Consider the following 20,931-nt stretch of genomic DNA (forward strand, 5'->3'; position numbering starts at 1 on the left):
GCGTCAGATGCGCGGCACCACCCGGGTGAGCAGGTCGCCCATCCGGGTGGCTGCTGCGCGTCCGGCTTCGAGCACCTCGGCGTGGTTGAGCGGCTCGCCGCTCATGCCGGCGGCGAGGTTGGTGACCAGGCTGATGCCGAGGATCTCCATGCCGGCCTCGCGGGCGGCGATGGCCTCGAGCGTCGTGCTCATGCCGACGAGGTGGCCGCCGATGACGCCGGCCATCCGGACCTCCGCCGGGGTCTCGTAGTGCGGGCCGGGGAACTGGACGTAGACGCCCTCGTCGAGTGACGGCTCGATCTCGCGGCACATCTCGCGCAGCCGGCTGGAGTAGAGGTCGGTGAGGTCGACGAAGTTGGCCCCGACGATGGGGGACTGGCCGGTCAGGTTGATGTGGTCACTGATCAGCACGGGTGTGCCGGGCGTCCAGGTCGGCTTGAGCCCGCCGCAGCCGTTGGTGAGCACGATCGCGCGGCATCCGGCCGCGGCCGCCGTACGCACGCCGTGCACGACCGCCGCGACACCACGGCCCTCGTAGTAGTGGGTGCGGCTGAGGAAGACGAGGAGGTGCTGGTCGACACCGCCGTCGACGCCGGGCACCCGGATCGAGCGGATCTTGCCGGAGTGACCCACGACAGCCGAGGCCGCGAAGCCGGGCAGGTCGGTCACGTCGATCTCGGTGGTGTTCGCGCCGCCGGACCCGTCGAGGGCATCGGCGGCAGGCAACCAGCCCGAGCCGAGCACGAGGGCGACGTCGTGACGGCCCACGCCCGTCAGCTCGGAGAGGCGGGCGGCGGCCGCATCGGCCAGGACGTACGGCGAGGTCGACTCGGTCACGACGCGACTCTAGTCCGTCACCAAGTGGCGGCGAGGAGCTCGGGGACGTAGCCGTGACGGACCCGCTGCGGGTGGTCGCCGACGGCGAGGTAGGCCAGCTCCTCACCGGTGCTGGGGTCGAGCACGGCGACCGCGTCGCTGCCCGACAGGGAGATCCAGCAGGTGTCGCTGAGGCCCTCGGTCGTCCAGTAGGGCTTGAGGTACGCGTGACCGGTCGTCTTCTCGTTGAAGAGCTGGTAGTGCCCGGTGCTCCGGTCGACCAGCGCCGCGTAGTCGTCCATCGTGCCGGCGACGCACAGCTTCGTGCCGGCGTCGTTCATGGACAGGCCGTGGTGGGCGGAGTCGTTGACGTACTGCTCCCGCAGCATGTTCGGCACCAGGTTCGGCAACGGCACCACGCGCGTGATGGCGCCGGTGCGCGGCTCGGGAATCCCGCCGAGGGTGTAGTCGACCTTGCCGTTGAGGTCGGGAGCCTGGGTGTCGAACTCCACGAACCCGTGGAAGAAGGACACCTGGAAGTAGACGAACCGCTCGTCGGGGGACAGGGCCATCGGCCGGACGGCGCTGCTCATCCGCGGGTAGCCGGCCTCGGCGAGCTCGCGCCCGATGCCCCAGCGCTGCTCGATGGCGAAGTCGGAATTGCGCACGACCTGGAACCAGCGGTCGCCCTTGAGCCCGTCCAGCAGCGGAATGTCGCCGGGGGTGTAGACCAGACCGATCGAGGCGTGGAAGATCCGCTCGCCGTCCTCGGTGTAGTTGCTCTCGTGCGGCGTCTCGCCGGAGGCGAAGGTGCGGGTCCGGTCACCCATCGAGACCTGGGCGCCGCCGGGAAGCGTCTCGTTCACCATCGAGTACTCGATGACCTGACGCGAGGTCGAGTCGGACACCAGGAGTCGGCGACCGTCGGGAGACAGGCCCATGTGGTCGCTGCGGTGGCCGTCCATGGCCTGTTCGCGGACGATCGAGTTCGGGTCGCCGGCGGTGGCCTTGGCGATGTCGATCCACACGACGTCGGCGAAGCTCGGCCGGGACACCGCCAGGTAGCGGCCGTCGAGGGTGGTGAACATGTCGTCGACGTACTGGTCGTGCCCTTCGCCGGGGCCGACGCGGATCACCAGGAAGTAGGCCAGCGCGGCCGGGTCCTTGTAGATGTCCGCGAGCTCTTGCTTCTTGTCCGGGACCAGGTCGACCCCGCGCTTGAGCACGTCGAAGGAGTGGGCGTCGACGATGCTGGCCGTGCCGGCCCAGTTGTTGCCGACCCACATCACGTCACGCAGCTCGGGCGCGGGATCCGCGGAGGTGGCCGGTGCCGACGGCTGGAGGGTCAGGACGAGGCCGGTGACGGCGGCCGCGGCCGCGGCGATTCGCAAGCGCATGAACGTGACAACGATTCACGTTCTGCGGGGTCACGTCCCTCAGAGGCCGGTGGACCTGCAGGCGCGACGGCGCAGCGCGTTCACGTAGTCGGCGGGAGCATCGGCCGCCTCGGCGGCGTTCGAGAGCACGCCGAGGTACGACGCCGAGGGCAGCCCGCCCTCATAGGCGTCCAGGACGTAGGTCCACGCCACGACCTCGCCGCCCATGGTCGCGATCCGGACCTTCGTGCGGCGGTAGAGACCGGAGTCGGCGGACTCCCAGCGGTCGAGGTTCGGCTCGTCGAGCGGGCTGACGTCGTACACAGCGACGAAGACCTGCTCGAGCGGGTCCTGCACGATCGTGGCCAGCGAGCCGTCCCAGCCGTGTTCCTCGCCGCCGAACGTCAGCCGCCACCCGGTGAGCCACCCGGTCGTCTGCAGGGGCGAGTGGGGGCACCGCTCGCCCATCCGGGCCGGGTCGAGGTTGGTGCCGTAGGCGGCGTACGACGTCACGGGCGACAGGCTAGTGCCTGGCGTGCGTGTGACGTCGTACGCCGCGAGGGCGTCAGCTGCCCGTGTAGAGCAGGTGGTTGGCCGGGGTGGCCGCCGAGCAGATGATCAGCAGGACGCAGGTGCGCGCGGTGCCGGTGATCTTGCCCTTCGTGGTGGCGGCCACGATCGCCGAGTTCACCGTGGCGGGGGAGGCGCCCGGGTGGGTGGACAGGTAGAGCGCGGCGGCTGCAGCGACGTGCGGGGAGGCCATCGACGTACCGCTGATCGTGTTGGTGCCGTTGTCCAGCCAGGCCGAGGTGATGTTGACGCCGGGAGCGAACAGGTCGACGCACGTGCCCCGGTTCGAGAAGCTCGCCCGGGCGTCGTTGATGTCGCTGGCAGCGGCGGTGAGCGCCTCGGGAACCCGGGCGGGCGACTTCGAGCAGGCGTCGCTGTTCTCGTTGCCGGCAGCGACAGCCATGGTCACTCCATCGGCGATCACGCGGCGCACCGCGTCGTCGAGGGCGGTGGAGGCGCCGCCGCCGAGGCTCATGTTGGCGACGGCCGACTTGCCGGCCTGGTGGTTGGCGACGACCCAGTCGAGGCCGCCGATGACTGCGGAGTTGGAGCCGGAACCGTTGCAGTCGAGCACGCGGACGCCGATCAGCCTCGCCTGCTTCGCGAGACCGTAGGAGTTGCCGCCGATGGTGCCGGAGACGTGGGTGCCGTGGCCGTTGCAGTCGGTCGCGTTGCTGTCACCGTCGATGGTGTCGGTGCCGTGGACCGCGCGGCCGCCGAAGTCGGGGTGCGTGGTGAGGATGCCGGTGTCGACGACGTAGACGTCCACGCCCGAGGCCGTGCTGGCATAGGTGTAGGCGTTGTTGAGCGGCAGGTTGCGCTGGTCGACCCGGTCCAGGCCCCAGCTCGGGGTGGGCGTCTGGGTGTCGTTGATCCGCATGGTGCGGTCCAGTTCGATCGCCTGGATCCGGGCGTCACCGCGGAGCACGGTGAGCAGGGTGTCGGTCAGCGTGGCGGCGAAGCCGTTCAGCACGTGCTGGTAGACGTGGGTGACCTGGCCACCCTTGTTCGTGACGAGTGCGTTGGCCGTGGCCTGCGCGTCAGCGGTGGGCTTCAGGGTGACGATGACGTCGAGCAGGCCGGCCGACTGGGCCGCCGATCGGGCGTTGACCGGAGCGGCCTGTGCTGCGGGGAGCGAGACCTGCGTGAGGCTCGCGAATGCGAGCGCGCAGGCTGCGATGATTCCGAGAATCCGAGACATGGTGGAGCGGCTCCTTGCGTGACGGTGAGCGACCCCATGCCGCCCTACCGGAGAGTAGGTGGAACTCTGCCCTGAACGTGATGACGGACACAAGCGGCTGCCTACTAGGCTGGTCGCGTGACCCACTTCGATGTCCTCGTCCTTGGTGCCGGCCCCGGGGGCTACGTCGCCGCTATTCGCGCATCTCAGCTCGGCAAGTCCGTTGCTGTCATCGAGAAGAAGTACTGGGGCGGTGTCTGCCTCAATGTCGGCTGCATCCCGTCCAAGGCGCTGCTCAAGAACGCCGGACTCGCGCACACGTTGACCCACGAGAAGGCCAAGTACGGCATCGAGGGTGACGCGACGATGTCCTACGGCCCGACCCACGCGCGCTCCCGCCAGGTGAGCGCCGGGATCGTCAAGGGCGTCCACTTCCTGATGAAGAAGAACAAGATCACCGAGATCGACGGCTGGGGCACGCTCACCGGCCCGAAGGCCATCGACGTGAAGGCCGAGGACGGCACCACGACGTCGTACACCGCCGACAGCATCATCATCGCCACCGGTGCGACCGTCCGCTCGGTCCCCGGTGTCGAGGTCAACGGTCAGAACATCGTGACCTACGAGGAGCAGATCCTCGACGAGAACCTGCCGGAGTCGATCGTCATCGGCGGCTCGGGTGCCATCGGGGTCGAGTTCGCCTACATCCTGAAGAACTTCGGTGTCGACGTCACCATCGTCGAGTTCCTCGACCGGATGGTGCCGACCGAGGACGCCGACGTGTCCAAGGAGCTCGCCCGCCACTACAAGAAGCTCGGCGTGAAGGTGCTGACCTCGACCGCCGTCAAGGGCGTCGAGGACACCGGTTCGGGCGTCAAGGTCCGCATCGCGCCGGCCGCCGGTGGGGACGAGCAGGTCATCGAGGCCAGCAAGTTCCTCGCCGCCTTCGGCTTCGCGCCCCGCATCGACGGTTACGGCCTCGACGCTGCCGGCGTCGCGCTCACCGAGCGTGGTGCGATCGCGATCGACGACTTCGGCCGTACCAACGTCGACGGCGTCTACGCCATCGGCGACGTGACCGGCAAGTTCATGCTCGCCCACGTCGCCGAGGCCATGGGCATCGTTGCCGCCGAGACGATCGCCGGCGCCGAGACGATGCCGATCGAGTTCGACTTCACGCCGCGCGCGACGTACTGCCAGCCCCAGATCGGTTCGTTCGGCTACAGCGAGCAGCAGGCGAAGGACAAGGGGTACGACGTCAAGACGGCCACCTTCCCCTTCTCCGCCAACGGCAAGGCCCAGGGCCTCGGCGAGGCTGTCGGCTTCGTCAAGATCGTCGCCGACGCCGAGCACAACGAGATCCTCGGCGCCCACATGATCGGCCCCGAGGTCACCGAGCTGCTGCCGGTCCTCACGCTCGCGCAGAAGTGGGACCTCACGGCTGACGAGGTCGGCCGCAACGTCTTTGCCCACCCGACGCTCACCGAGGCGGTCAAGGAGGCGATCCACGGGATCGCCGGCCACATGATCAACCTCTGAGCCGGACCAGACCATGACGCGTGTCGTGATCGTCGGTGGAGGCCCTGGCGGCTACGAGTCCGCCCTGGTTGCGGCCCAGCTCGGGACCGAGGTCGTCGTCATCGACTCCGACGGCATCGGCGGATCGGCGGTGCTCACCGACTGCGTGCCCAGCAAGACGCTGATCGCGACCGCCGAGGTGATGACCGACTTCATCGAGGCCGGCGAGCTCGGCATCGAGGCCCACCACCCGACGGTGGACCTGCGTCGGGTCAACGAGCGGGTCAAGGCCCTGGCGCAGGCGCAGTCCTCCGACATCGAGGGTCGCCTGGCCCGCGAGGGCGTGACTGTGGTGCACGGTCGCGGTCGGCTCGACGGCCCCACCCGCGTGATCGCGACCCTCGAGGACGGATCTGAGCAGTCGTACGACGCGGGCGCGATCCTGGTGGCAACGGGGGCCGCGCCGCGGGTGCTCCCCACGGCCCAACCCGACGGTGAACGCATCCTGACGTGGGAACAGGTCTACGACCTCGACGCCGTGCCCGAACACATGATCGTCGTGGGTTCCGGCGTGACCGGTGCCGAGTTCGCCAGCGCGTACCAGGCGCTCGGGATCCCGGTCACCCTGGTCTCCTCGCGTGAACGCATCCTTCCGGGGGAGGACCCCGACGCAGCCCAGGTGCTCGAGGACGTCTCGACACGGCGCGGAATGACGGTGCTCGGGCAGTCCCGGATGCAGTCGGTGACCCGCTCGGGCGATGTCGTCACGGTCACGCTCGCGGACGGGCGAGAGGTCACCGGGTCGCACTGCATCCTCGCGCTCGGCTCGGTCCCGAACACGGCCGGTCTCGGTCTGGAGGAGGCCGGGGTCATCCTCGACGACGGGGGCTTCATCAAGGTCGACCGGGTCTCGCGGACCGCCGCCCGCGGTGTCTACGCCGCGGGTGACTGCACCGGGGTCTTCATGCTCGCGTCGGTTGCCGCCATGCAGGGGCGGATCGCGATGGCCCACTTCCTCGGCGACGCGGTCCAGCCGCTCGACCTCTCCGTGGTGTCCTCGAACGTCTTCACCGCGCCCGAGATCGCGACGGTCGGTGTCACGCAGAAGCAGGTCGACGCCGGCGAGGTCCTCGCGGAGGTCGTGATGCAACCGCTGGCCACCAACGCCCGCGCGAAGATGCAGGGCATCACCGACGGCTTCGTCAAGCTGTTCGTCGCGCCGGGCTCGCGCAACCTGCTCGGTGGTGTGGTGGTCGGCCCCCGGGCGTCCGAGCTGATCCACCCGGTTGCACTGGCCGTCACCGAGCGACTCACCGCCGATCAGCTGGCCCACACCTTCACGGTCTATCCGTCGATCAGCGGCTCCGTGGCCGAGGCTGCCCGCCGATTGCACCGGGCGTGACGCCTGCGAGAATGCGGGCATGCGCGTGCACCTCGGCTGCGACCATGCCGGCCTCGAGCTCAAGTCCCACCTGACCGGCTGGCTCACCGAGCACGGCTACGAGCCGGTCGATCACGGCCCGTTCGTCTACGACGCCGTGGACGACTACCCCGTCTTCTGCCTCCGGGCCGCTGAAGGCGTCGTCGCCGACCGCGACGCCGGCCTCGACAGCCTCGGCGTCGTGATCGGCGGCTCGGGCAACGGCGAGCAGATCGCCGCCAACAAGGTCAAGGGCGTTCGCGCGGCCCTCGCCTGGTCCGAGGAGACCGCGAGCCTGGCCCGTGAGCACAACGACGCGTGGGTGGTCGCCGTCGGCGGCCGGATGCACACGCTCGAGGAGATGACCCGCCTCGTCGAGGTGTTCCTCTCCACCCCGTTCCCCGGCGACGAGCGGCACGTACGTCGCATCGGCCAGATGGCGTCGTACGAGACGACCGGCGAGCTGCCGCCGCTGCCCGAGTCCGCCCAGGGGCTGGGCGCGCCCGGGCTCGGCGATGCCTGAGGGACACACCCTCCACCGCCTGGCCGACCGCATCACCGAGGTCTTCGGCGGACACGTCGTGCGGGTGGGCAGCCCGCAGGGTCGCTTCGCTGACGGCGCCGAACGGATCGACGGCAGCCGGCTGCTCGATGCCGACGCCTGGGGCAAGCAGCTGTTCATCCGCTTCGAGGCGGACCGGCTGGTCCGGGTGCATCTGGGCCTCTACGGCACCTTCGAGGTGGACGACACCGCAGCAGAGGTGCCGCTCCCGATCGGTCAGGTGCGGATGAGACTGATCCGCCCAGCCTTGGAGGCCAGGCCGCCGGCGTACGCCGACCTCCGCGGCGCGACCACCTGCGCCCTGGTCACGCCTGAGGAGCGTGACGCCGTGCTGGCGCGGATCGGCCCCGACCCCCTGCGCGCGGATGCCGACCCGGACCGCGCGTGGGCTCGGATCGGTCGCAGCTCGGCGCCGATCGGCACCCTGCTGATGGACCAGGCCGTCCTCGCCGGTGTCGGCAACGTCTACCGCGCCGAGGTGTTGTTCCGTCACCGGATCCATCCGCTGCGCCCCGGTCGCACGCTTCGGGTCTCGCAGTGGCGAGCGATCTGGGAGGATCTGGTCGTGCTCATGCAGGAGGGTGTGGTCACCGGACGGATCGACACCGTCCGGGGAGAGCACCTGCCCGAAGCCATGGGCCGTCCGCCACGGGTCGATGACCACGGTGGCGAGGTCTACGTCTACCGCCGGACCGGCCAGGCCTGCCACGTCTGCGGCAGCGCGGTGCGGACCGACGTCCTCGCCGGCCGCAACGTGTTCTGGTGCGCCCACTGCCAGCCGTCCTTCCGTTCCCGGGCGGCTCGATGATCGGCGCGGGGCGTCGGTGGGCAACGTCCGACGGCGGCATCGGGTTCGCGCTCGCGGCGGTGTCCGTGCTCGCTCTCGCGGGTGTTGCCTGGCGCCCGATGGACGTCCCCATCAACGCCGTCTTCCTGCCGCTGGTGCTGGGTGTCCTGCTGCTGAGCAGTCGGGTGCTGCCGTTGTTCGCAGGCTTCATCCTGCTGACCCTCGCGACCGCCACCTCCCTCCAGGAGGTGTGGACAGGGCGCATGGTGATCGCCCTCGTCGTCATGTTCGGCATCACTCTGGTGGTCATCTTCGTCTCGGCCCGCCGCAGCCAGCTCGGGGTCGGGCCGACGCGCGGGGAGACGATGCTGGTCGACCTGCGTGACCGGATCCTCGCCCAGGGCGAGATCCCGACCCTGCCGTCGCGGTGGCTGGTCCAGTCCGCGTTGTCGTCGGCGGGCGGCTCGCCCTTCGCGGGTGACTTCGTCGTGGCCACCACCCGTGCGCACGGTGGACAGATCGAGCTGGTCGTCGTCGACGTCTCCGGCAAGGGCGAGGCGGCCGGCACCCGCGCGCTCCAGCTGTCGGGCGCGATGGGTGGCCTGGTCGGCGCGCTGCCCCCGGGCCGGTTCCTCCCGGCCGCCAACGACTACCTCCTCCAGCGTCACTGGGAGGAGGGCTTCGCCACCGCGATCCACGTGTCCATCGACCTGGAGTCCGGTGTGTTCGAGCTGCGCTGCGCCGGCCACCCGCCGGCCGTCCAGCGCCACGCCGGCTCGGGGCGCTGGCAGGTGCTGCGCGCCGAGGGCCCGGTCCTCGGCATCGTCGAGGACGTCGACTACGACTGCTACGCCGGTCGCCTCGATCCCGGCGACAGCCTGCTCCTCTACACCGATGGCATGGTCGAGGAGCCGCGCAAGGACATCGAGCTCGGAATCGACCGGATGATGGGCACGGCCGAGGGCCTGCTCCGCCACACCTGGGACGGCCTGGCCGACCGTCTGGTCGACGCCGTGGGATCCCCCGACGACGATCGCGCGCTGCTCGTGGTCCACCGTCGGCCCTGAGTCCGGTCGTCGAGCACGTCCACGAGGGCGCCTCGGTTGGGGTCAGCACCCGGCAATGTGGCACCATGACTACCGCTTGCGGGAGCTCTCCTGCACGCGGGGATGTAGCACAATGGTAGTGCCTCAGTCTTCCAAACTGATTACGCGGGTTCGATTCCCGTCATCCCCTCGAAGTGCGGCCGAGAAGGGCCACCGACGGGGCGTAGCGTAGTGGCTAGCGCGCCTGCTTTGGGAGCAGGAGACCGCAGGTTCGAGTCCTGTCGCCCCGACTGATTAGCCCGACTGATTGGCTCGACTGATCATCCCGATCGCACCAGCGGGCACCTGCCCGTGCACCACCCACTGACACGTAGGAGAACACCTGTGAAGAGCGCCGTCGAGACCTTGAGCCCGACTCGGGCCAAGCTGACCGTCGAGGTGCCCTTCGAGGAGCTCAAGCCGAGCCTCGACGCGGCGTACCAGAAGATCGCGAAGCAGATCAACGTCCCCGGTTTCCGCCGTGGCAAGGTCCCGCCGCAGGTCATCGACCGCCAGGTCGGCCGTGCCGTCGTCCTCGACGAGGCCGTCAACGACGTGCTCCCGAAGGCCTACATGGAGGCGCTCACCGAGAACTCCCTGACCCCGCTGGCGCAGCCGGACATCGAGGTCACGAAGTTCGAGGACAACGAGGGCCTCGAGTTCACCGCCGAGGTCGACGTCAAGCCCGAGATCACCCTTCCGGCGTACGACGGCCTGTCGGCCAAGGTCGAGGACCTGGCCGTCTCCGACGACGACGTCACCGAGCAGGTCGACGCGCTGCGTGAGCGCTTCGCGACCCTGATCGACGTCGAGCGCCCCGCGAAGTCGGGCGACTTCGTGGTCATCGACCTCGTGGCCACGCAGGACGGCGAGGTCGTCGACGGCGCCGAGATCGCTGGCTTCTCCTACAAGGTCGGCAACGGCGGCATGATCGACGGTCTCGACGAGGCCCTCGAGGGTGCGGCCATCGACGAGGAGAAGACGTTCGTCACCCAGCTCGTCAGCGGCGACCTGGTCGGCCAGGACGTCGAGGTCAAGGTCAAGGTCACCGGCGTGCAGGAGCAGGAGCTCCCCGAGCTCGATGACGACTTCGCGCAGGAGGCCTCGGAGTTCGACACGCTCGCCGAGCTCCGCGAGGACGTGCGGGAGCGGCTGACCCGCGGCAAGCGCCTCGAGCAGGCTGCCGCCGCTCGCGACGCCGTGCTGGAGTCGCTGCTCGAGCAGGTCGAGGTGCCGCTGCCCGAGACGATGGTCACCGAGGAGCTCAACGCTCGCCGCGAGAACCTCGAGCAGCAGCTCGTCATGTCGGGCCTCACCCTCGAGAAGTACCTCGAGGAGGAGGGCCAGACCCAGGAGGAGTTCGAGGCGGACCTCGACCGACGCGTGCGTGACGCCGTGGCGGCCCAGTTCCTGCTCGACGAGATCGCCGACAAGGAAGAGCTGGGCGTCGACCAGGCCGAGCTCACCCAGCACATGATCCGTCGTGCGCAGCAGTCCGGCCAGGACCCGCAGGAGTTCGTGAACCACATGTTCGAGCACAACCACGTGCCGGACCTGGTCCAGGAGATCCGCCGCGGCAAGGCGCTGCAGCTGCTCGTCGAGGGCGCGACCGTCGTCGACGGCTCGGGCAACCCGGTCGAGCTGAAGAACCTGCGCGGCGACGGCACCATCGGTGAGGACGAGCCCGCCGATGACATGGTCGCCGACCACGTGGTCGTCGACGCCGAGGACGCTGAGCCCGCCCTGGACCCCGCGGTCGAGCCCGCCGTGGACCCGACGCAGGCCTGAGCCGCCGGCGGCAGGACGAACGTCACTACCGCCTTCAGTGCACAACTGTGCACTGAAGGCGGTAGTCTTTTTCACATGTTGCAGGAACCGAGCGTCGTCGACGCCCTCGCGTTGGCGGCGTTGACCGTCGACGATCTCCTGGTCGCGACGGCCCGGGACACCCACACCGCCATTGCTCGTCGTGCCCACGGTCTGGTTCGCGTCGGTGTCGGATCTGCCGCGGCGCCGGTGGAGACACTGCACACCGGCATTGCGGCGCTGGTCTACGGCTCTCTGGGTCTCTCGCTCAAGGGGGCGGCGAAGGGGCTCGGCAAGCTGGGGGACGCCGGTGTCGGACCCGCTCTGGACGCCACCCCTCGCGGCCGCTTCGTGCGCGCCGCCATCAACGGGCTGATCGGCGAGGAGCTGACCCGCGACCACCCGCACCTGGCGATCGAGATGGGGGTGCGCCACGAGGGTCGCGACGTCGTGCTCACGCCCGAGGGCGTGGCTTCGGCGTTCCCCGATGCCACCGGACAGCTCGTGATCTTCCTGCACGGCCTCTGCGAGAACGAGGCGTACTGGAACCACCACCGCGACCGCACCGGGACGACGTACGGCGAGACCGTGGCCCGACAGGGATGGACCCCTGTCTACCTGCGCGCCAACACCGGCCTGGCCCTGAGGGAGAACGGCGTCGCGCTCGCCGCGGTCGTCCAGCGCCTCGTCGACGCGTGGCCGACCGAGGTCACCCGGATCGCGCTGGTCGGGCACTCGCTCGGTGGCCTGATCATGCGGGCGTCCTCCGTTGTGGTCGCCGACGGTGCCGCTCCGGCTGCCTGGACCGACCTGGTCAGTGACGTGGTCACCCTGGGGACGCCGCACCTCGGGTCCTGGTTCGCCGTGAGCGCCGACCGCGCCAGTCGAACCCTCGCGCGGGCTCCCGAGGTGGCCGCCTTCGGGCGGATCATCGACCGTCAGGCGCCCGGGATCCACGACCTCATCGAGGGCCTCGCCGAGGACGTCCCGCCGCTGCCCCATGCCCGTTACCGCCTGGTGTCGGCGACCCTGGCGAGGACGCCGCAACACCCCGTCTCGCGGGCGATCGGCGACCTGCTGGTGACCCCGAGCTCGGCCACCGGACGCGACAAGCGCAGGGGAACCAACCTGTTCCCCGGCGCCGAGGTGCTGCGCCTGCCGAACACCGACCACTTCGGCCTGCTCAACCACCCCCAGGTGCACACCGCCCTCGAGCGTTGGCTCTGCATGCCGGTCCTCGCCTGAGGCAAGATGACCGCATGACGACCGGAGATGCCGCGCGCGAGCTTCGCGCCGAAGCCTTGATCGATGCCCCGACCGAGCAGGTGTGGGCCCTGCTCACCGACTTCGCGCAGCTCTCGCAGTGGAGTCCGGAGACCGTGCGGATGATTCCGCTCAAGCGGGGCGGGCTGCGCGCGGGCCAGTGGTACCTCGGCATCAACCGGCGCAAGGGTGTCGTGTGGCCGACCCGGTCGGTCGTGGCCGACGTGGTTCCCGGCCGACGGCTGGTGTGGGACACCAGGTCCAGCGGCGCGCAGTGGGTCTGGGAGCTGGAGCCGGCGGACGGTGGGACCCAGGTGGTCCACCGGCGCCCCGTCCCCGAGGGCAACACGCTGATGAGCAAGGTGTTCGCGGCGGCCTTCCTCGGCGGCGGCGTCGAACACGCCGACGAGCTCGAGGGCGGCATGGCCACCACCGTCGCCGGCCTCAAGGCTGCCGTCGAAGGCTGAAATCCGCTGTCGGCGAACAGGGGCGGTTATCGCGTGGTTCTGACCTCCGGGACGGCTAGTGTCACCGTCGTGACCCAGTTTCCCGGTGGCCCCCAGCGTGGCCCTCAGATGAACGGCCCAGAGATGAATGGAGCCGCGGGGATCAGCTTCCTCGACGACAACATCTACAGCCGGTTGCTCCGCGAGCGGATCGTGTTCCTCGGTTCCGAGGTGCGCGACCAGAACGCCAACGCGATCTGCGCCCAGCTGCTGCTGCTGTCTGCGGAGGATCCCGAAGCGGACATCTTCCTCCACATCAACAGCCCCGGCGGCTCCGTGGACGCCGGCATGGCGATCTACGACACGATGAACTACATCCCCAACGACGTCGCGACCGTCGGCATGGGGCTGGCGGCCTCGATGGGGCAGTTCCTGCTCTGCGCCGGCGCGAAGGGCAAGCGCTACGCCCTCCCGCACGCGCGGATCATGATGCACCAGCCGTCCTCCGGCATGGGCGGCTCGGCCTCGGACATCAAGATCCAGGCGCAGCAGTCGCTGCACATCAAGAAGGTGCTCCTCGACCTCATCGCCGAGCACACCGGCCAGACGGTCGAGCAGGTCACCAACGACGCCGACCGCGACCGCTGGTTCACCGCGGCCGAGGCGCAGGAGTACGGCCTGGTCGACAAGGTGGTCAAGAGCGCCCGGGAAGCCGTCGACGAGGGCCGTCCGGCCCACAAGAAGGACTGAGCTGATGAACTACTACATCCCCCAGTGGGAAGAGCGCACCTCCTACGGGTTCCGTCGCATCGACCCCTACGGCAAGTTGTTCGAGGACCGGATCATCTACCTCGGCTCGCCGATCTCCGATGACGTCGCGAACGCCGTCATCGCCCAGCTGCTGTGCCTGCAGTCGATGAACCCCGACCAGGACATCAGCATCTACATCAACAGCCCCGGTGGATCGTTCACGGCGCTGACGGCGATCTACGACACGATCCAGTTCATCAAGCCCGACGTGCAGACCGTGTGCATCGGCCAGGCAGCCTCGGCGGCGGCGATCCTGCTCGCCTCGGGCGCCAAGGGCAAGCGCCTGGCGCTGCCCAACAGCCGGATCCTGATCCACCAGCCCTACACCGAGGGCACCTTCGGTCAGACCTCGGACATCGAGATCCAGGCCAACGAGATCCTGCGGATGCGCGAACTTCTCGAGAAAATGATCAGCGACCACTCGAACCGGTCGATGGAAGAGGTGAGTCGCGACATCGAGCGCGACAAGATCCTCACCGCTCAGGGTGCGATCGAGTACGGCTTGATCGACTCCATTCTTGAGTCGCTCAAGACCCCCGTTCTCGTCTGATCCACCTGACTACTTGTAGGACCCGATGACCTGTTCGACGTACAGCCCGTGTCACGCCCCCGTGGGGGCGTGGCAGGGAGTACCGTCGGGGAGTTCACATCTGAGGAGGACCCGTGGCACGCATCGGTGACGGTGGCGACCTGTTGAAGTGCTCGTTCTGCGGAAAGAGCCAGAAGCAGGTCAAGAAGCTCATCGCTGGTCCGGGTGTCTACATCTGTGACGAGTGCATCGACCTGTGCAACGAGATCATCGAGGAGGAGCTCGCCGAGGGCTCCGAGGTCGAGCTCGCTGACCTGCCGAAGCCCAAGGAGATCTTCGAGTTCCTGAACTCCTACGTCATCGGGCAGGAGCAGGCCAAGAAGTCCCTCGCGGTGGCGGTCTACAACCACTACAAGCGGGTCCAGGCGGGCGTCCAGCCCGGCGTCGGCCCCGGTGGCCAGGGCAAGCACAAGGACGAGGTCGTCGAGGTCTCGAAGTCCAACATCCTCGTGATCGGCCCGACCGGCTGTGGCAAGACCTACCTCGCCCAGACGCTGGCGCGGATGCTCAACGTCCCGTTCGCGATCGCGGACGCCACGGCGCTGACCGAGGCCGGCTACGTCGGCGAGGACGTCGAGAACATCCTGCTGAAGCTGATCCAGGCCGCTGACTACGACGTCAAGAAGGCCGAGACGGGCATCATCTACATCGATGAGATCGACAAGGTGGCCCGCAAGGCGGAGAACCCCTCGATCACGCGCGACGTGTCCGGTGAGGGCGTGCAGCAGGCGCTGCTGAAGATCATCGAGGGCACCACCGCCTCGGTTCCTCCGCAGGGCGGGCGCAAGCACCCGCACCAGGAGTTCATCCAGATCGACACCACGAACATCCTGTTCGTGGTGGGCGGCGCGTTCGCCGGTCTCGAGCACATCATCGAGCAGCGGGTGGGCAAGAAGTCGCTCGGCTTCACGGCCGAGCCGCGCGGCGAGGCCGAGCGTGCCGCTGACGACCTGCTCAGCAAGGTGCGTCCCGAGGACCTCACCAAGTTCGGCCTGATCCCCGAGTTCATCGGCCGGTTGCCCCTGATCGCGAGCGTCAGCCCGCTGGACCAGGCAGCCCTCGTGCAGATCCTCACCGAGCCCCGCAACGCGCTGACCAAGCAGTACAAGAAGCTCTTCGACCTCGACGGCGTCGAGCTCGAGTTCTCCGACGACGCGATCCAGGGGATCGCCGACAAGGCCCTGGAGCGCGGCACGGGTGCCCGCGGCCTGCGCGCCATCATCGAGGAGGTCCTCCTCCACGTGATGTACGACGTCCCGAGCCGTGGCGACGTGGAGAAGGTCATCATCACGCGCGACGTCGTCGACAACGACGTGGCCCCGACGCTGATCCTGCGCGAGACCAAGAAGAAGAAGTCCGCCTGATCCACCGTTGACCCCGGTGGGTCAGCAGTGGTCCGCGACGTACTTCTCGAGGGCCTGCTCGCCGACCGGATCGGTCTGCCTGCCCTCGTCGAGGTCGATCAGGTAGCGGCGCGCCTCGAAGGGCAGGTCCTCGGGCGTGCCGTGCTCGATGATCAGCTGGTCGATCCCGCTCTCCCAGAACTGCGTCCCGGTCATGTCCTCGCAGAACTGCGCGGGATCCGCGTCCGAGGGCCACTGGGTGGCGCGGCAGCCGGTGGCGGCGACCAGCACCACCGCCACCGCGGCCACCCACCGGACCGGCATCACTCAGCCGGCGCCGCAGGTGCTTCGTCGACCTCGGCGATCTCGGCGGTGATCGTGAGGCCGCCTGCGGACTCGTCGACGGTGAAGACCAGGTCGCCGACGATCTTGCCGGCCGCGATCAGGTCGCGACGGGCGAGCTCGGCGGCGCGGACCGCCTTCTCGGGGCCGGAGACCTCGACGCGGGACAGCGGCGTCTTCATGGTGACCTTGGCCTGCGACTTGGCGCCACGAATGCCGCCCAGCGCGGCGGCGACCGAGTCGATGACCGACCCGTCGGACGCGGCGGGCGAACCGAGCTCGTTGACCGTCGGCCACGGCGCGCGGTGCACCGAGCCCTCCTGCCACCACGACCACACCTCTTCGGTGACGTAGGGCAGGAACGGGGCGAGCAGCCGGAGCTGGACCTGGAGCGCGAAGGCGAGCGTCGCGCGGGCCGAGTCGGAGGCGTCGCCTGCTTCGGCGTAGGCGCGCTCCTTGACGAGCTCGAGGTAGTCGTCGCAGAACTCCCAGAAGAACTTCTCGCTGACCTCGAGGGCCGTCGTGTAGTCGTAGGCCTCGAACGCTTCGGTGGCCTTGCGGACCACGCCGCCGAGGCGTCCCAGGAGGGCGGTGTCGACCGGCTCGCTCACCCGCGCGGCGCTGAACTCGGTCGCGCCGACGCTGCCGAGGACGAACTTGGACGCGTTGAGGACCTTCATCGCCAGGCGGCGACCGACCTTCATCTGGGTCTCGTCGAAGGGGGAGTCCAGGCCCGGGCGGGCGATGGCCGCACGCCAGCGGACCGCGTCGGCGCCGTACTTCTGGAGGATCTCGTCGGGGACGACGACGTTGCCCTTGGACTTCGACATCTTCTTGCGGTCGGGGTCGACGATGAAGCCGGAGATCATGGCGTGGGTCCACGGCGCCGCGCCGTTCTCGAGCTGCGCGCGGACCACGCGGGAGAAGAGCCAGGTGCGGATGATGTCGTGCGCGTGCGTGCACAGGTCCATCGGGAACACCCGCGACCACAGGTCGGGGTCGGTCTCCCAGCCGCCGGCGATGTGCGGGGTGAGCGACGAGGTCGCCCACGTGTCCATCACGTCCGGGTCGCCGATGAAGCCGCCCGGCTTGCCGCGCTGCTCCTCGGTGTAGCCGGCCGGCGCCTGCGTCGACGGGTCGATCGGCAGCTCGGCCTCGGTCGGCAGGAGCAGACGGGCGTAGTCGGGCTCGCCCTCGCCGTCGAGCGGGTACCAGACCGGGAACGGGATGCCGAAGAAGCGCTGGCGCGAGATCAGCCAGTCACCGTTGAGGCCGCCGACCCAGTTGTCGTAGCGGTGCTTCATGTGCGGCGGCAGCCACTGGATCTCGGCCCCGCGGGCCAGCATCTGGTCGCGGACGGAGGTGTCGCGGCCACCGTTGCGGAGGTACCACTGGCGGGTGGAGACGATCTCGAGGGGCTTGTCGCCCTTCTCGTAGAAGTTCGCCATCCGCTGCGTGGGCTTCGGGTCACCCTCGAGGTCGCCGGTCTCGCGGAGCTTCGCGACCACGGCCTCGCGGGCCGAGTGGACGGTCTTGCCGGCCAGGTCGGCGTACGCCGTCGAGGCCTGCTCGTTCGCCAGCCACTCGGGCGTCTCCCGGGTGAAGCGGCCGTCGCGGCCGATCACGGTGCGCACGGGCAGCTGGAGCTCGCGCCACCAGGTCACGTCGGTCAGGTCACCGAACGTGCAGCACATCGCGATGCCGGCGCCCTTGTCCTTCTCGGCGCCCGCGTGGGCCAGGACCGGGATCTCGACACCGAAGACCGGCGAGGTCACCGTCGTACCGAAGAGGTCCTGGTAGCGCTCGTCGTCGGGGTGGGCGATCAGGGCGACCACCGAGGGGATCAGCTCGGGGCGCGTCGTCTCGATGTGCACCGGAGTGCCGTCGGGGCGGTGGAACGCGACGCGGTGGTAGGCGCCGGCGTAGTCACGGGCCTCCAGCTCGGCCTGCGCGACCGCGGTCTGGAAGGTGACGTCCCAGAGGGTCGGCGCCTCCTGGAGGTAGGCCTCGCCGCGGCCCAGGTTGCGCAGGAACGCGCGCTGGCTCACGGTCTGCGCCTTCGCGCCGATCGTGGTGTAGGTGATGTTCCAGTCGACGCTCAGGCCGAGCGTGCGCCACAGCGTCTCGAAGACCTTCTCGTCCTGCTCGACGAGCTGCTCGCACAGCGCGACGAAGTTCGGGCGGCTGATCGGGACCTGGCGCTTCGGGTCCGGCTTCTCCGGCGGGGTGAAGTCCGCGTCGTAGGGGAGCGAGGGGTCGCAGCGGACGCCGTAGTAGTTCTGCACCCGGCGTTCGGTCGGCAGTCCGTTGTCGTCCCAACCCATCGGGTAGAAGACGGACTTGCCCTGCATCCGCTGGAAGCGGGCGATCAGGTCGGTGTGCGTGTAGGAGAAGACGTGGCCCACGTGCAGGCTGCCACTGACGGTCGGCGGCGGCGTGTCGATGGCGTAGACGTTCTCCCGCGGCTGGGTCCGATCGAAGGCGAAGGTGTCGTCGGCCTTCCACTGGTCGGACCACTTCTGCTCGAGTCCTTCCAGCGCCGGGCGGTCCGGTACGACGATGGGGTCCGGCGCCTGAGTGCTGTCGAGCTCGGTCATGGTCCACAATCCTAGTTCGGACCGGCCCCGGGGCTGGAACCGGCGGGTTACCCTCGACCGATGCGCCTGATCCCGGGAACTGTCCTGAACGCCCTGATGGCCCTCGTTGCGGGGCTGGTGGCGGTGGTGGTGACGGCGGTCGTCGTACCCCCTGCGCAGGCGGAGGGACCGACCTCGCTGACCCTGATCGGTCGCGGCTGGGGCCACGGGCACGGCATGTCCCAGTACGGCGCCCAGAACGCCGCGAAGAACCACGCGCGCACGACCAGCCAGATCCTCGACTTCTACTACCCCGGCACACGTCCGGCCGCGGCGAGCGGTGCGCTGGTCGTCCTGCTCACCGCGGACACCACCAGCAACCTCGTGGTCGGTCACCGTTCGGGGCTGTCGGTGCGGAGCCTGACCTCGGGTGCGAGCTGGGCGCTCACCTCCAGCAGCGCCCGGCAGTGGCAGCTGGTCCCCTCGGCCGACAACAGGTCGACCCGGCTCTCGGTCCTCACCGACAAGTGGCGCACGGTGCGCGACATCCCGGGTGAGGCGGAGTTCCGTGCGTCGGGTGCGGCCCCTATCCGGGTCTACTACCCGGGCGGATCGGCGACCTATCGCGGCCGGGTGCGTTCGGCGATCCCGGACTCCGGCCTCGGTCGGGACACCGTCAACGTCGTCGGGCTCGAGGACTACCTCAAGGGCGTCGTGCCGGTGGAGATGCCCGCGGCCTGGCACCCGCAGGCGGTGCGCACCCAGGCCGTCGCCGCGCGCACCTATGCTGCGTTCGCCCGCAGCAACCGGCACCCGCGGCACTACCACCTGTGCGACACCACGGCGTGCCAGGTCTACCGCGGCGTGTCCGCCGAGAACCCGGCGAGCGACGCCGCGATCGCGGCGACCGCCACCAGGATCCGGACCTACGACGGCAAGCCGGCCTTCACCCAGTTCTCCTCCAGCAACGGCGGATGGTCCTCGGCCGGGTCGCAGCCCTATCTCGCCGCCAAGCAGGACCCGTACGACGTGTGGGAGGGCAACCCCAACGCGAGCTGGGACGTGGTGGTCCCGGCGACCACGATCGAGGCCGCGTGGCCGGCGATCGGGGACTTCGAACGGATCGGTGTCACCGTCCGCGACGGCAACGGCAGCTGGGGCGGCCGGGTCACCGAGGTGCGGGTCCGCGGGGCTGCCGGGGTGGTCGTGGTGAGTGGTGACACGTTCCGGTCCCGGCTGGGGCTCAAGTCGACGATGTTCGCGTGTCCGGGTGGCGTTGCGGCCTGCTGATCCCGGGCCGGTGCAGGAACGCGCGGAGCAACAGCCCCACCACGAGTGCCCAGAACGCGGCGCCGATGCCGAAGACGGTGACGCCGGAGGCGGCGACCACCAGGGTGGCTGCGGCGGCCTCCCTCTCTGCCGGGTCGGCCAGGGCCTCGGCGAGTGCTGCGCCGAGGGTGCCGAGCAGGGCCAGGCCGGCTGCGGCCTGCATCAGGCCGTCCTGGGCGGCCACGACCATGGCGGCCAGCGCGCTGCTCGCGACCGCCAGCACCAGGTAGGTCACCGAGGCGCTGACGGCGGCGATCCAGCGCCGACTGCGATCGGGACCGGCGTCCGGTCCGGCGGCGAGGGCGGCGCTGATCGCCGCGAGATTGATGGCGTGTCCGCCGGTGGGTGCGCCGACGACGGTGCCGATGCCGGTCACGGTCAGGGTCTCGCGCCAGGGCACCGTGTAGCCGAAGCCACTCATCACCGCGACGCCCGGGACGTTCTGCGAGGCCATCGTGACGACGTACAGGGGCAGGGCGACGCCGATCAGGGCCGACCACGACCAGGACGGCGTGGTCCACGCGAGGCTGGGCGCCAGGGCATCGGCGCCGATGTGGGCGGTGGCCAGGACCGTGCCGAGGGCGACGGCGAGCGCGCCGGGCACGGCCCACCGCGGGGAGAGGCGCAGCAGCACCAGCCAGGTCAGGATCACCGGGGCGATCACCCGGGGCGCGTCCACCAGCGCGGTCACCGGAGCCAGGCACAGCGGCAGCAGGACGCCGGCAAGCATCGCGCGGGCCAGGCTGTGGGGGATCGCGGCGACCAGGTCGCCGATGCGCGGCACCAGTGCGGTGAGCAGGATCAGGACACCGGCGGCGACGAAGGCTCCGACGACGGCCGACCAGCCGCCCATCACCCCCGTCGTCGAGGCGAGCAGTGCGGCACCGGGCGTCGACCAGGCCAGCGTCACCGGGATCCGGTGCCGAAGGGACAGCCACAGCATGCCGAGCGCCTGGGTCACGCAGAGCGCCAGCAGGCCGGAGGCGGCCTGGTCGGGGGTCGCACCGACGGCGGTGAGGCCGGCGAGCACGACCACGAAGGAGCTGCTGAACCCGACCACCGCCGTCACGACGCCGGCCATCACCGGTCCGTGGGTCGTCGGCTCGCTCACGC

19 protein-coding genes and 2 tRNA genes are annotated in these 20,931 nt (G+C 69.7%); 14 read left to right on the forward strand and 7 right to left on the reverse strand.

From position 1 onward, the window contains the following. Nucleotides 1–3 precede the first annotated feature (3 nt). Genes ASD84_RS18330 through ASD84_RS18345 form a run of 4 tightly spaced genes read right to left on the reverse strand, consistent with a single transcriptional unit; the run spans nt 4 to nt 3,963 of the window. Complete coding sequence (locus tag ASD84_RS18330; RefSeq protein ID WP_056713473.1) at nt 4–837, reverse strand: purine-nucleoside phosphorylase; 834 nt, start codon at nt 835–837, stop codon at nt 4–6. A gap of 17 nt (nt 838–854) precedes the next feature. After that, nucleotides 855–2,213, reverse strand: coding sequence for a YncE family protein (locus ASD84_RS18335; RefSeq protein ID WP_056713475.1), 1,359 nt, complete (start codon nt 2,211–2,213; stop codon nt 855–857). A gap of 39 nt (nt 2,214–2,252) precedes the next feature. After that, on the reverse strand, nt 2,253–2,705 hold the full coding sequence (locus tag ASD84_RS18340) for a gamma-glutamylcyclotransferase family protein (RefSeq protein ID WP_082573799.1): 453 nt from the start codon (nt 2,703–2,705) through the stop codon (nt 2,253–2,255). A 52-nt stretch (nt 2,706–2,757) separates the two neighbouring features. Then, on the reverse strand, nt 2,758–3,963 hold the full coding sequence (locus tag ASD84_RS18345; protein WP_056713477.1) for a S8 family peptidase: 1,206 nt from the start codon (nt 3,961–3,963) through the stop codon (nt 2,758–2,760). 117 nt (nt 3,964–4,080) lie between these two features. Here ASD84_RS18345 and lpdA point away from each other — a divergent pair, with 117 nt between their 5' ends. The 13 genes from lpdA (at nt 4,081) to clpX (ending at nt 15,592) form a co-directional block, all read left to right on the forward strand. After that, nucleotides 4,081–5,481 carry a dihydrolipoyl dehydrogenase gene (lpdA, locus tag ASD84_RS18350; protein WP_056713479.1) on the forward strand — a complete coding sequence of 467 codons (1,401 nt, stop codon included), beginning with the start codon at nt 4,081–4,083 and terminating at the stop codon, nt 5,479–5,481. A 13-nt stretch (nt 5,482–5,494) separates the two neighbouring features. Continuing rightward, entirely contained in the window at nt 5,495–6,862 is a 1,368-nt protein-coding gene (locus ASD84_RS18355; protein ID WP_056713481.1) for an NAD(P)H-quinone dehydrogenase, read from the forward strand. 19 nt (nt 6,863–6,881) lie between these two features. Beyond that, on the forward strand, nt 6,882–7,403 hold the full coding sequence (locus tag ASD84_RS18360) for a ribose-5-phosphate isomerase (RefSeq protein WP_056713483.1): 522 nt from the start codon (nt 6,882–6,884) through the stop codon (nt 7,401–7,403). After that, the gene (locus ASD84_RS18365) at nt 7,396–8,250 is read left to right on the forward strand and encodes an Fpg/Nei family DNA glycosylase (protein WP_056713485.1); all 855 of its coding nucleotides are present in this window, start codon (nt 7,396–7,398) and stop codon (nt 8,248–8,250) included. Before ASD84_RS18360 ends, ASD84_RS18365 begins: the two co-directional genes overlap by 8 nt. After that, nucleotides 8,205–9,296, forward strand: a complete 1,092-nt coding sequence (locus tag ASD84_RS18370) for a PP2C family protein-serine/threonine phosphatase (RefSeq protein WP_056713486.1) — start codon at nt 8,205–8,207, stop codon at nt 9,294–9,296. The genes ASD84_RS18365 and ASD84_RS18370 overlap by 46 nt, the downstream gene beginning before the upstream one ends. 98 nt (nt 9,297–9,394) lie before the next feature. Continuing rightward, a tRNA-Gly gene (locus ASD84_RS18375) sits at nt 9,395–9,465 on the forward strand. A gap of 27 nt (nt 9,466–9,492) precedes the next feature. Continuing rightward, nucleotides 9,493–9,565: transfer RNA gene (locus tag ASD84_RS18380), tRNA-Pro, on the forward strand. A gap of 94 nt (nt 9,566–9,659) precedes the next feature. Next, complete coding sequence (tig, locus tag ASD84_RS18385; protein ID WP_056713488.1) at nt 9,660–11,102, forward strand: trigger factor; 1,443 nt, start codon at nt 9,660–9,662, stop codon at nt 11,100–11,102. Nucleotides 11,103–11,177: 75 nt separating this feature from the next. After that, entirely contained in the window at nt 11,178–12,365 is a 1,188-nt protein-coding gene (locus tag ASD84_RS18390; RefSeq protein WP_056713490.1) for a lipase family alpha/beta hydrolase, read from the forward strand. Nucleotides 12,366–12,379: 14 nt separating this feature from the next. Further along, nucleotides 12,380–12,850 carry an SRPBCC family protein gene (locus tag ASD84_RS18395; RefSeq protein ID WP_056713491.1) on the forward strand — a complete coding sequence of 157 codons (471 nt, stop codon included), beginning with the start codon at nt 12,380–12,382 and terminating at the stop codon, nt 12,848–12,850. A gap of 123 nt (nt 12,851–12,973) precedes the next feature. Then, nucleotides 12,974–13,579 carry an ATP-dependent Clp protease proteolytic subunit gene (locus ASD84_RS18400; protein ID WP_182380865.1) on the forward strand — a complete coding sequence of 202 codons (606 nt, stop codon included), beginning with the start codon at nt 12,974–12,976 and terminating at the stop codon, nt 13,577–13,579. A gap of 4 nt (nt 13,580–13,583) precedes the next feature. Beyond that, nucleotides 13,584–14,189 (forward strand): ATP-dependent Clp protease proteolytic subunit, encoded by a 606-nt coding sequence (locus ASD84_RS18405; RefSeq protein ID WP_056713496.1) that lies wholly within the window; start codon nt 13,584–13,586, stop codon nt 14,187–14,189. A 113-nt stretch (nt 14,190–14,302) separates the two neighbouring features. After that, on the forward strand, nt 14,303–15,592 hold the full coding sequence (gene clpX, locus ASD84_RS18410; RefSeq protein WP_056713498.1) for an ATP-dependent Clp protease ATP-binding subunit ClpX: 1,290 nt from the start codon (nt 14,303–14,305) through the stop codon (nt 15,590–15,592). 21 nt (nt 15,593–15,613) lie between these two features. Here clpX and ASD84_RS18415 read toward each other — a convergent pair whose 3' ends face one another. Beyond that, nucleotides 15,614–15,895: a hypothetical protein gene (locus ASD84_RS18415; RefSeq protein WP_056713501.1), complete on the reverse strand. Its 282-nt coding sequence runs from the start codon at nt 15,893–15,895 to the stop codon at nt 15,614–15,616. Then, a complete protein-coding gene (gene valS / locus ASD84_RS18420; RefSeq protein WP_056713503.1) occupies nt 15,895–18,510 on the reverse strand; it encodes a valine--tRNA ligase in 2,616 nt (871 codons plus the stop codon). The genes ASD84_RS18415 and valS overlap by 1 nt, the downstream gene beginning before the upstream one ends. A gap of 60 nt (nt 18,511–18,570) precedes the next feature. On the opposite strand from valS, the gene ASD84_RS18425 reads away from it, so the two are divergent. Continuing rightward, entirely contained in the window at nt 18,571–19,779 is a 1,209-nt protein-coding gene (locus ASD84_RS18425; protein WP_056713505.1) for a SpoIID/LytB domain-containing protein, read from the forward strand. Here the strand turns inward: ASD84_RS18425 and ASD84_RS18430 are convergent. Further along, a complete protein-coding gene (locus ASD84_RS18430; RefSeq protein WP_235531173.1) occupies nt 19,733–20,929 on the reverse strand; it encodes a benzoate/H(+) symporter BenE family transporter in 1,197 nt (398 codons plus the stop codon). The two genes, ASD84_RS18425 and ASD84_RS18430, sit on opposite strands and share 47 nt — an antisense overlap. Nucleotides 20,930–20,931 lie beyond the last annotated feature (2 nt).

Origin of the sequence: Nocardioides sp. Root682, from assembly GCF_001427795.1 — a bacterium.
Classification (GTDB): domain Bacteria; phylum Actinomycetota; class Actinomycetes; order Propionibacteriales; family Nocardioidaceae; genus Nocardioides.

What these genes read in the sequence shown, in the direction of transcription:
- ASD84_RS18335 (WP_056713475.1), bottom strand. Translation starts at nt 2,213, where the DNA reads ATGCGCTTGCGAATCGCCGCGGCCGCGGCCGCCGTCACCGGCCTCGTC.
- ASD84_RS18415 (WP_056713501.1), bottom strand. Translation starts at nt 15,895, where the DNA reads ATGCCGGTCCGGTGGGTGGCCGCGGTGGCGGTGGTGCTGGTCGCCGCC.
- ASD84_RS18405 (WP_056713496.1), top strand. Translation starts at nt 13,584, where the DNA reads ATGAACTACTACATCCCCCAGTGGGAAGAGCGCACCTCCTACGGGTTC.
- ASD84_RS18400 (WP_182380865.1), top strand. Translation starts at nt 12,974, where the DNA reads ATGAATGGAGCCGCGGGGATCAGCTTCCTCGACGACAACATCTACAGC.
- ASD84_RS18425 (WP_056713505.1), top strand. Translation starts at nt 18,571, where the DNA reads ATGCGCCTGATCCCGGGAACTGTCCTGAACGCCCTGATGGCCCTCGTT.
- valS (WP_056713503.1), bottom strand. Translation starts at nt 18,510, where the DNA reads ATGACCGAGCTCGACAGCACTCAGGCGCCGGACCCCATCGTCGTACCG.
- ASD84_RS18345 (WP_056713477.1), bottom strand. Translation starts at nt 3,963, where the DNA reads ATGTCTCGGATTCTCGGAATCATCGCAGCCTGCGCGCTCGCATTCGCG.
- ASD84_RS18360 (WP_056713483.1), top strand. Translation starts at nt 6,882, where the DNA reads ATGCGCGTGCACCTCGGCTGCGACCATGCCGGCCTCGAGCTCAAGTCC.
- ASD84_RS18390 (WP_056713490.1), top strand. Translation starts at nt 11,178, where the DNA reads ATGTTGCAGGAACCGAGCGTCGTCGACGCCCTCGCGTTGGCGGCGTTG.
- ASD84_RS18355 (WP_056713481.1), top strand. Translation starts at nt 5,495, where the DNA reads ATGACGCGTGTCGTGATCGTCGGTGGAGGCCCTGGCGGCTACGAGTCC.
- ASD84_RS18395 (WP_056713491.1), top strand. Translation starts at nt 12,380, where the DNA reads ATGACGACCGGAGATGCCGCGCGCGAGCTTCGCGCCGAAGCCTTGATC.
- ASD84_RS18365 (WP_056713485.1), top strand. Translation starts at nt 7,396, where the DNA reads ATGCCTGAGGGACACACCCTCCACCGCCTGGCCGACCGCATCACCGAG.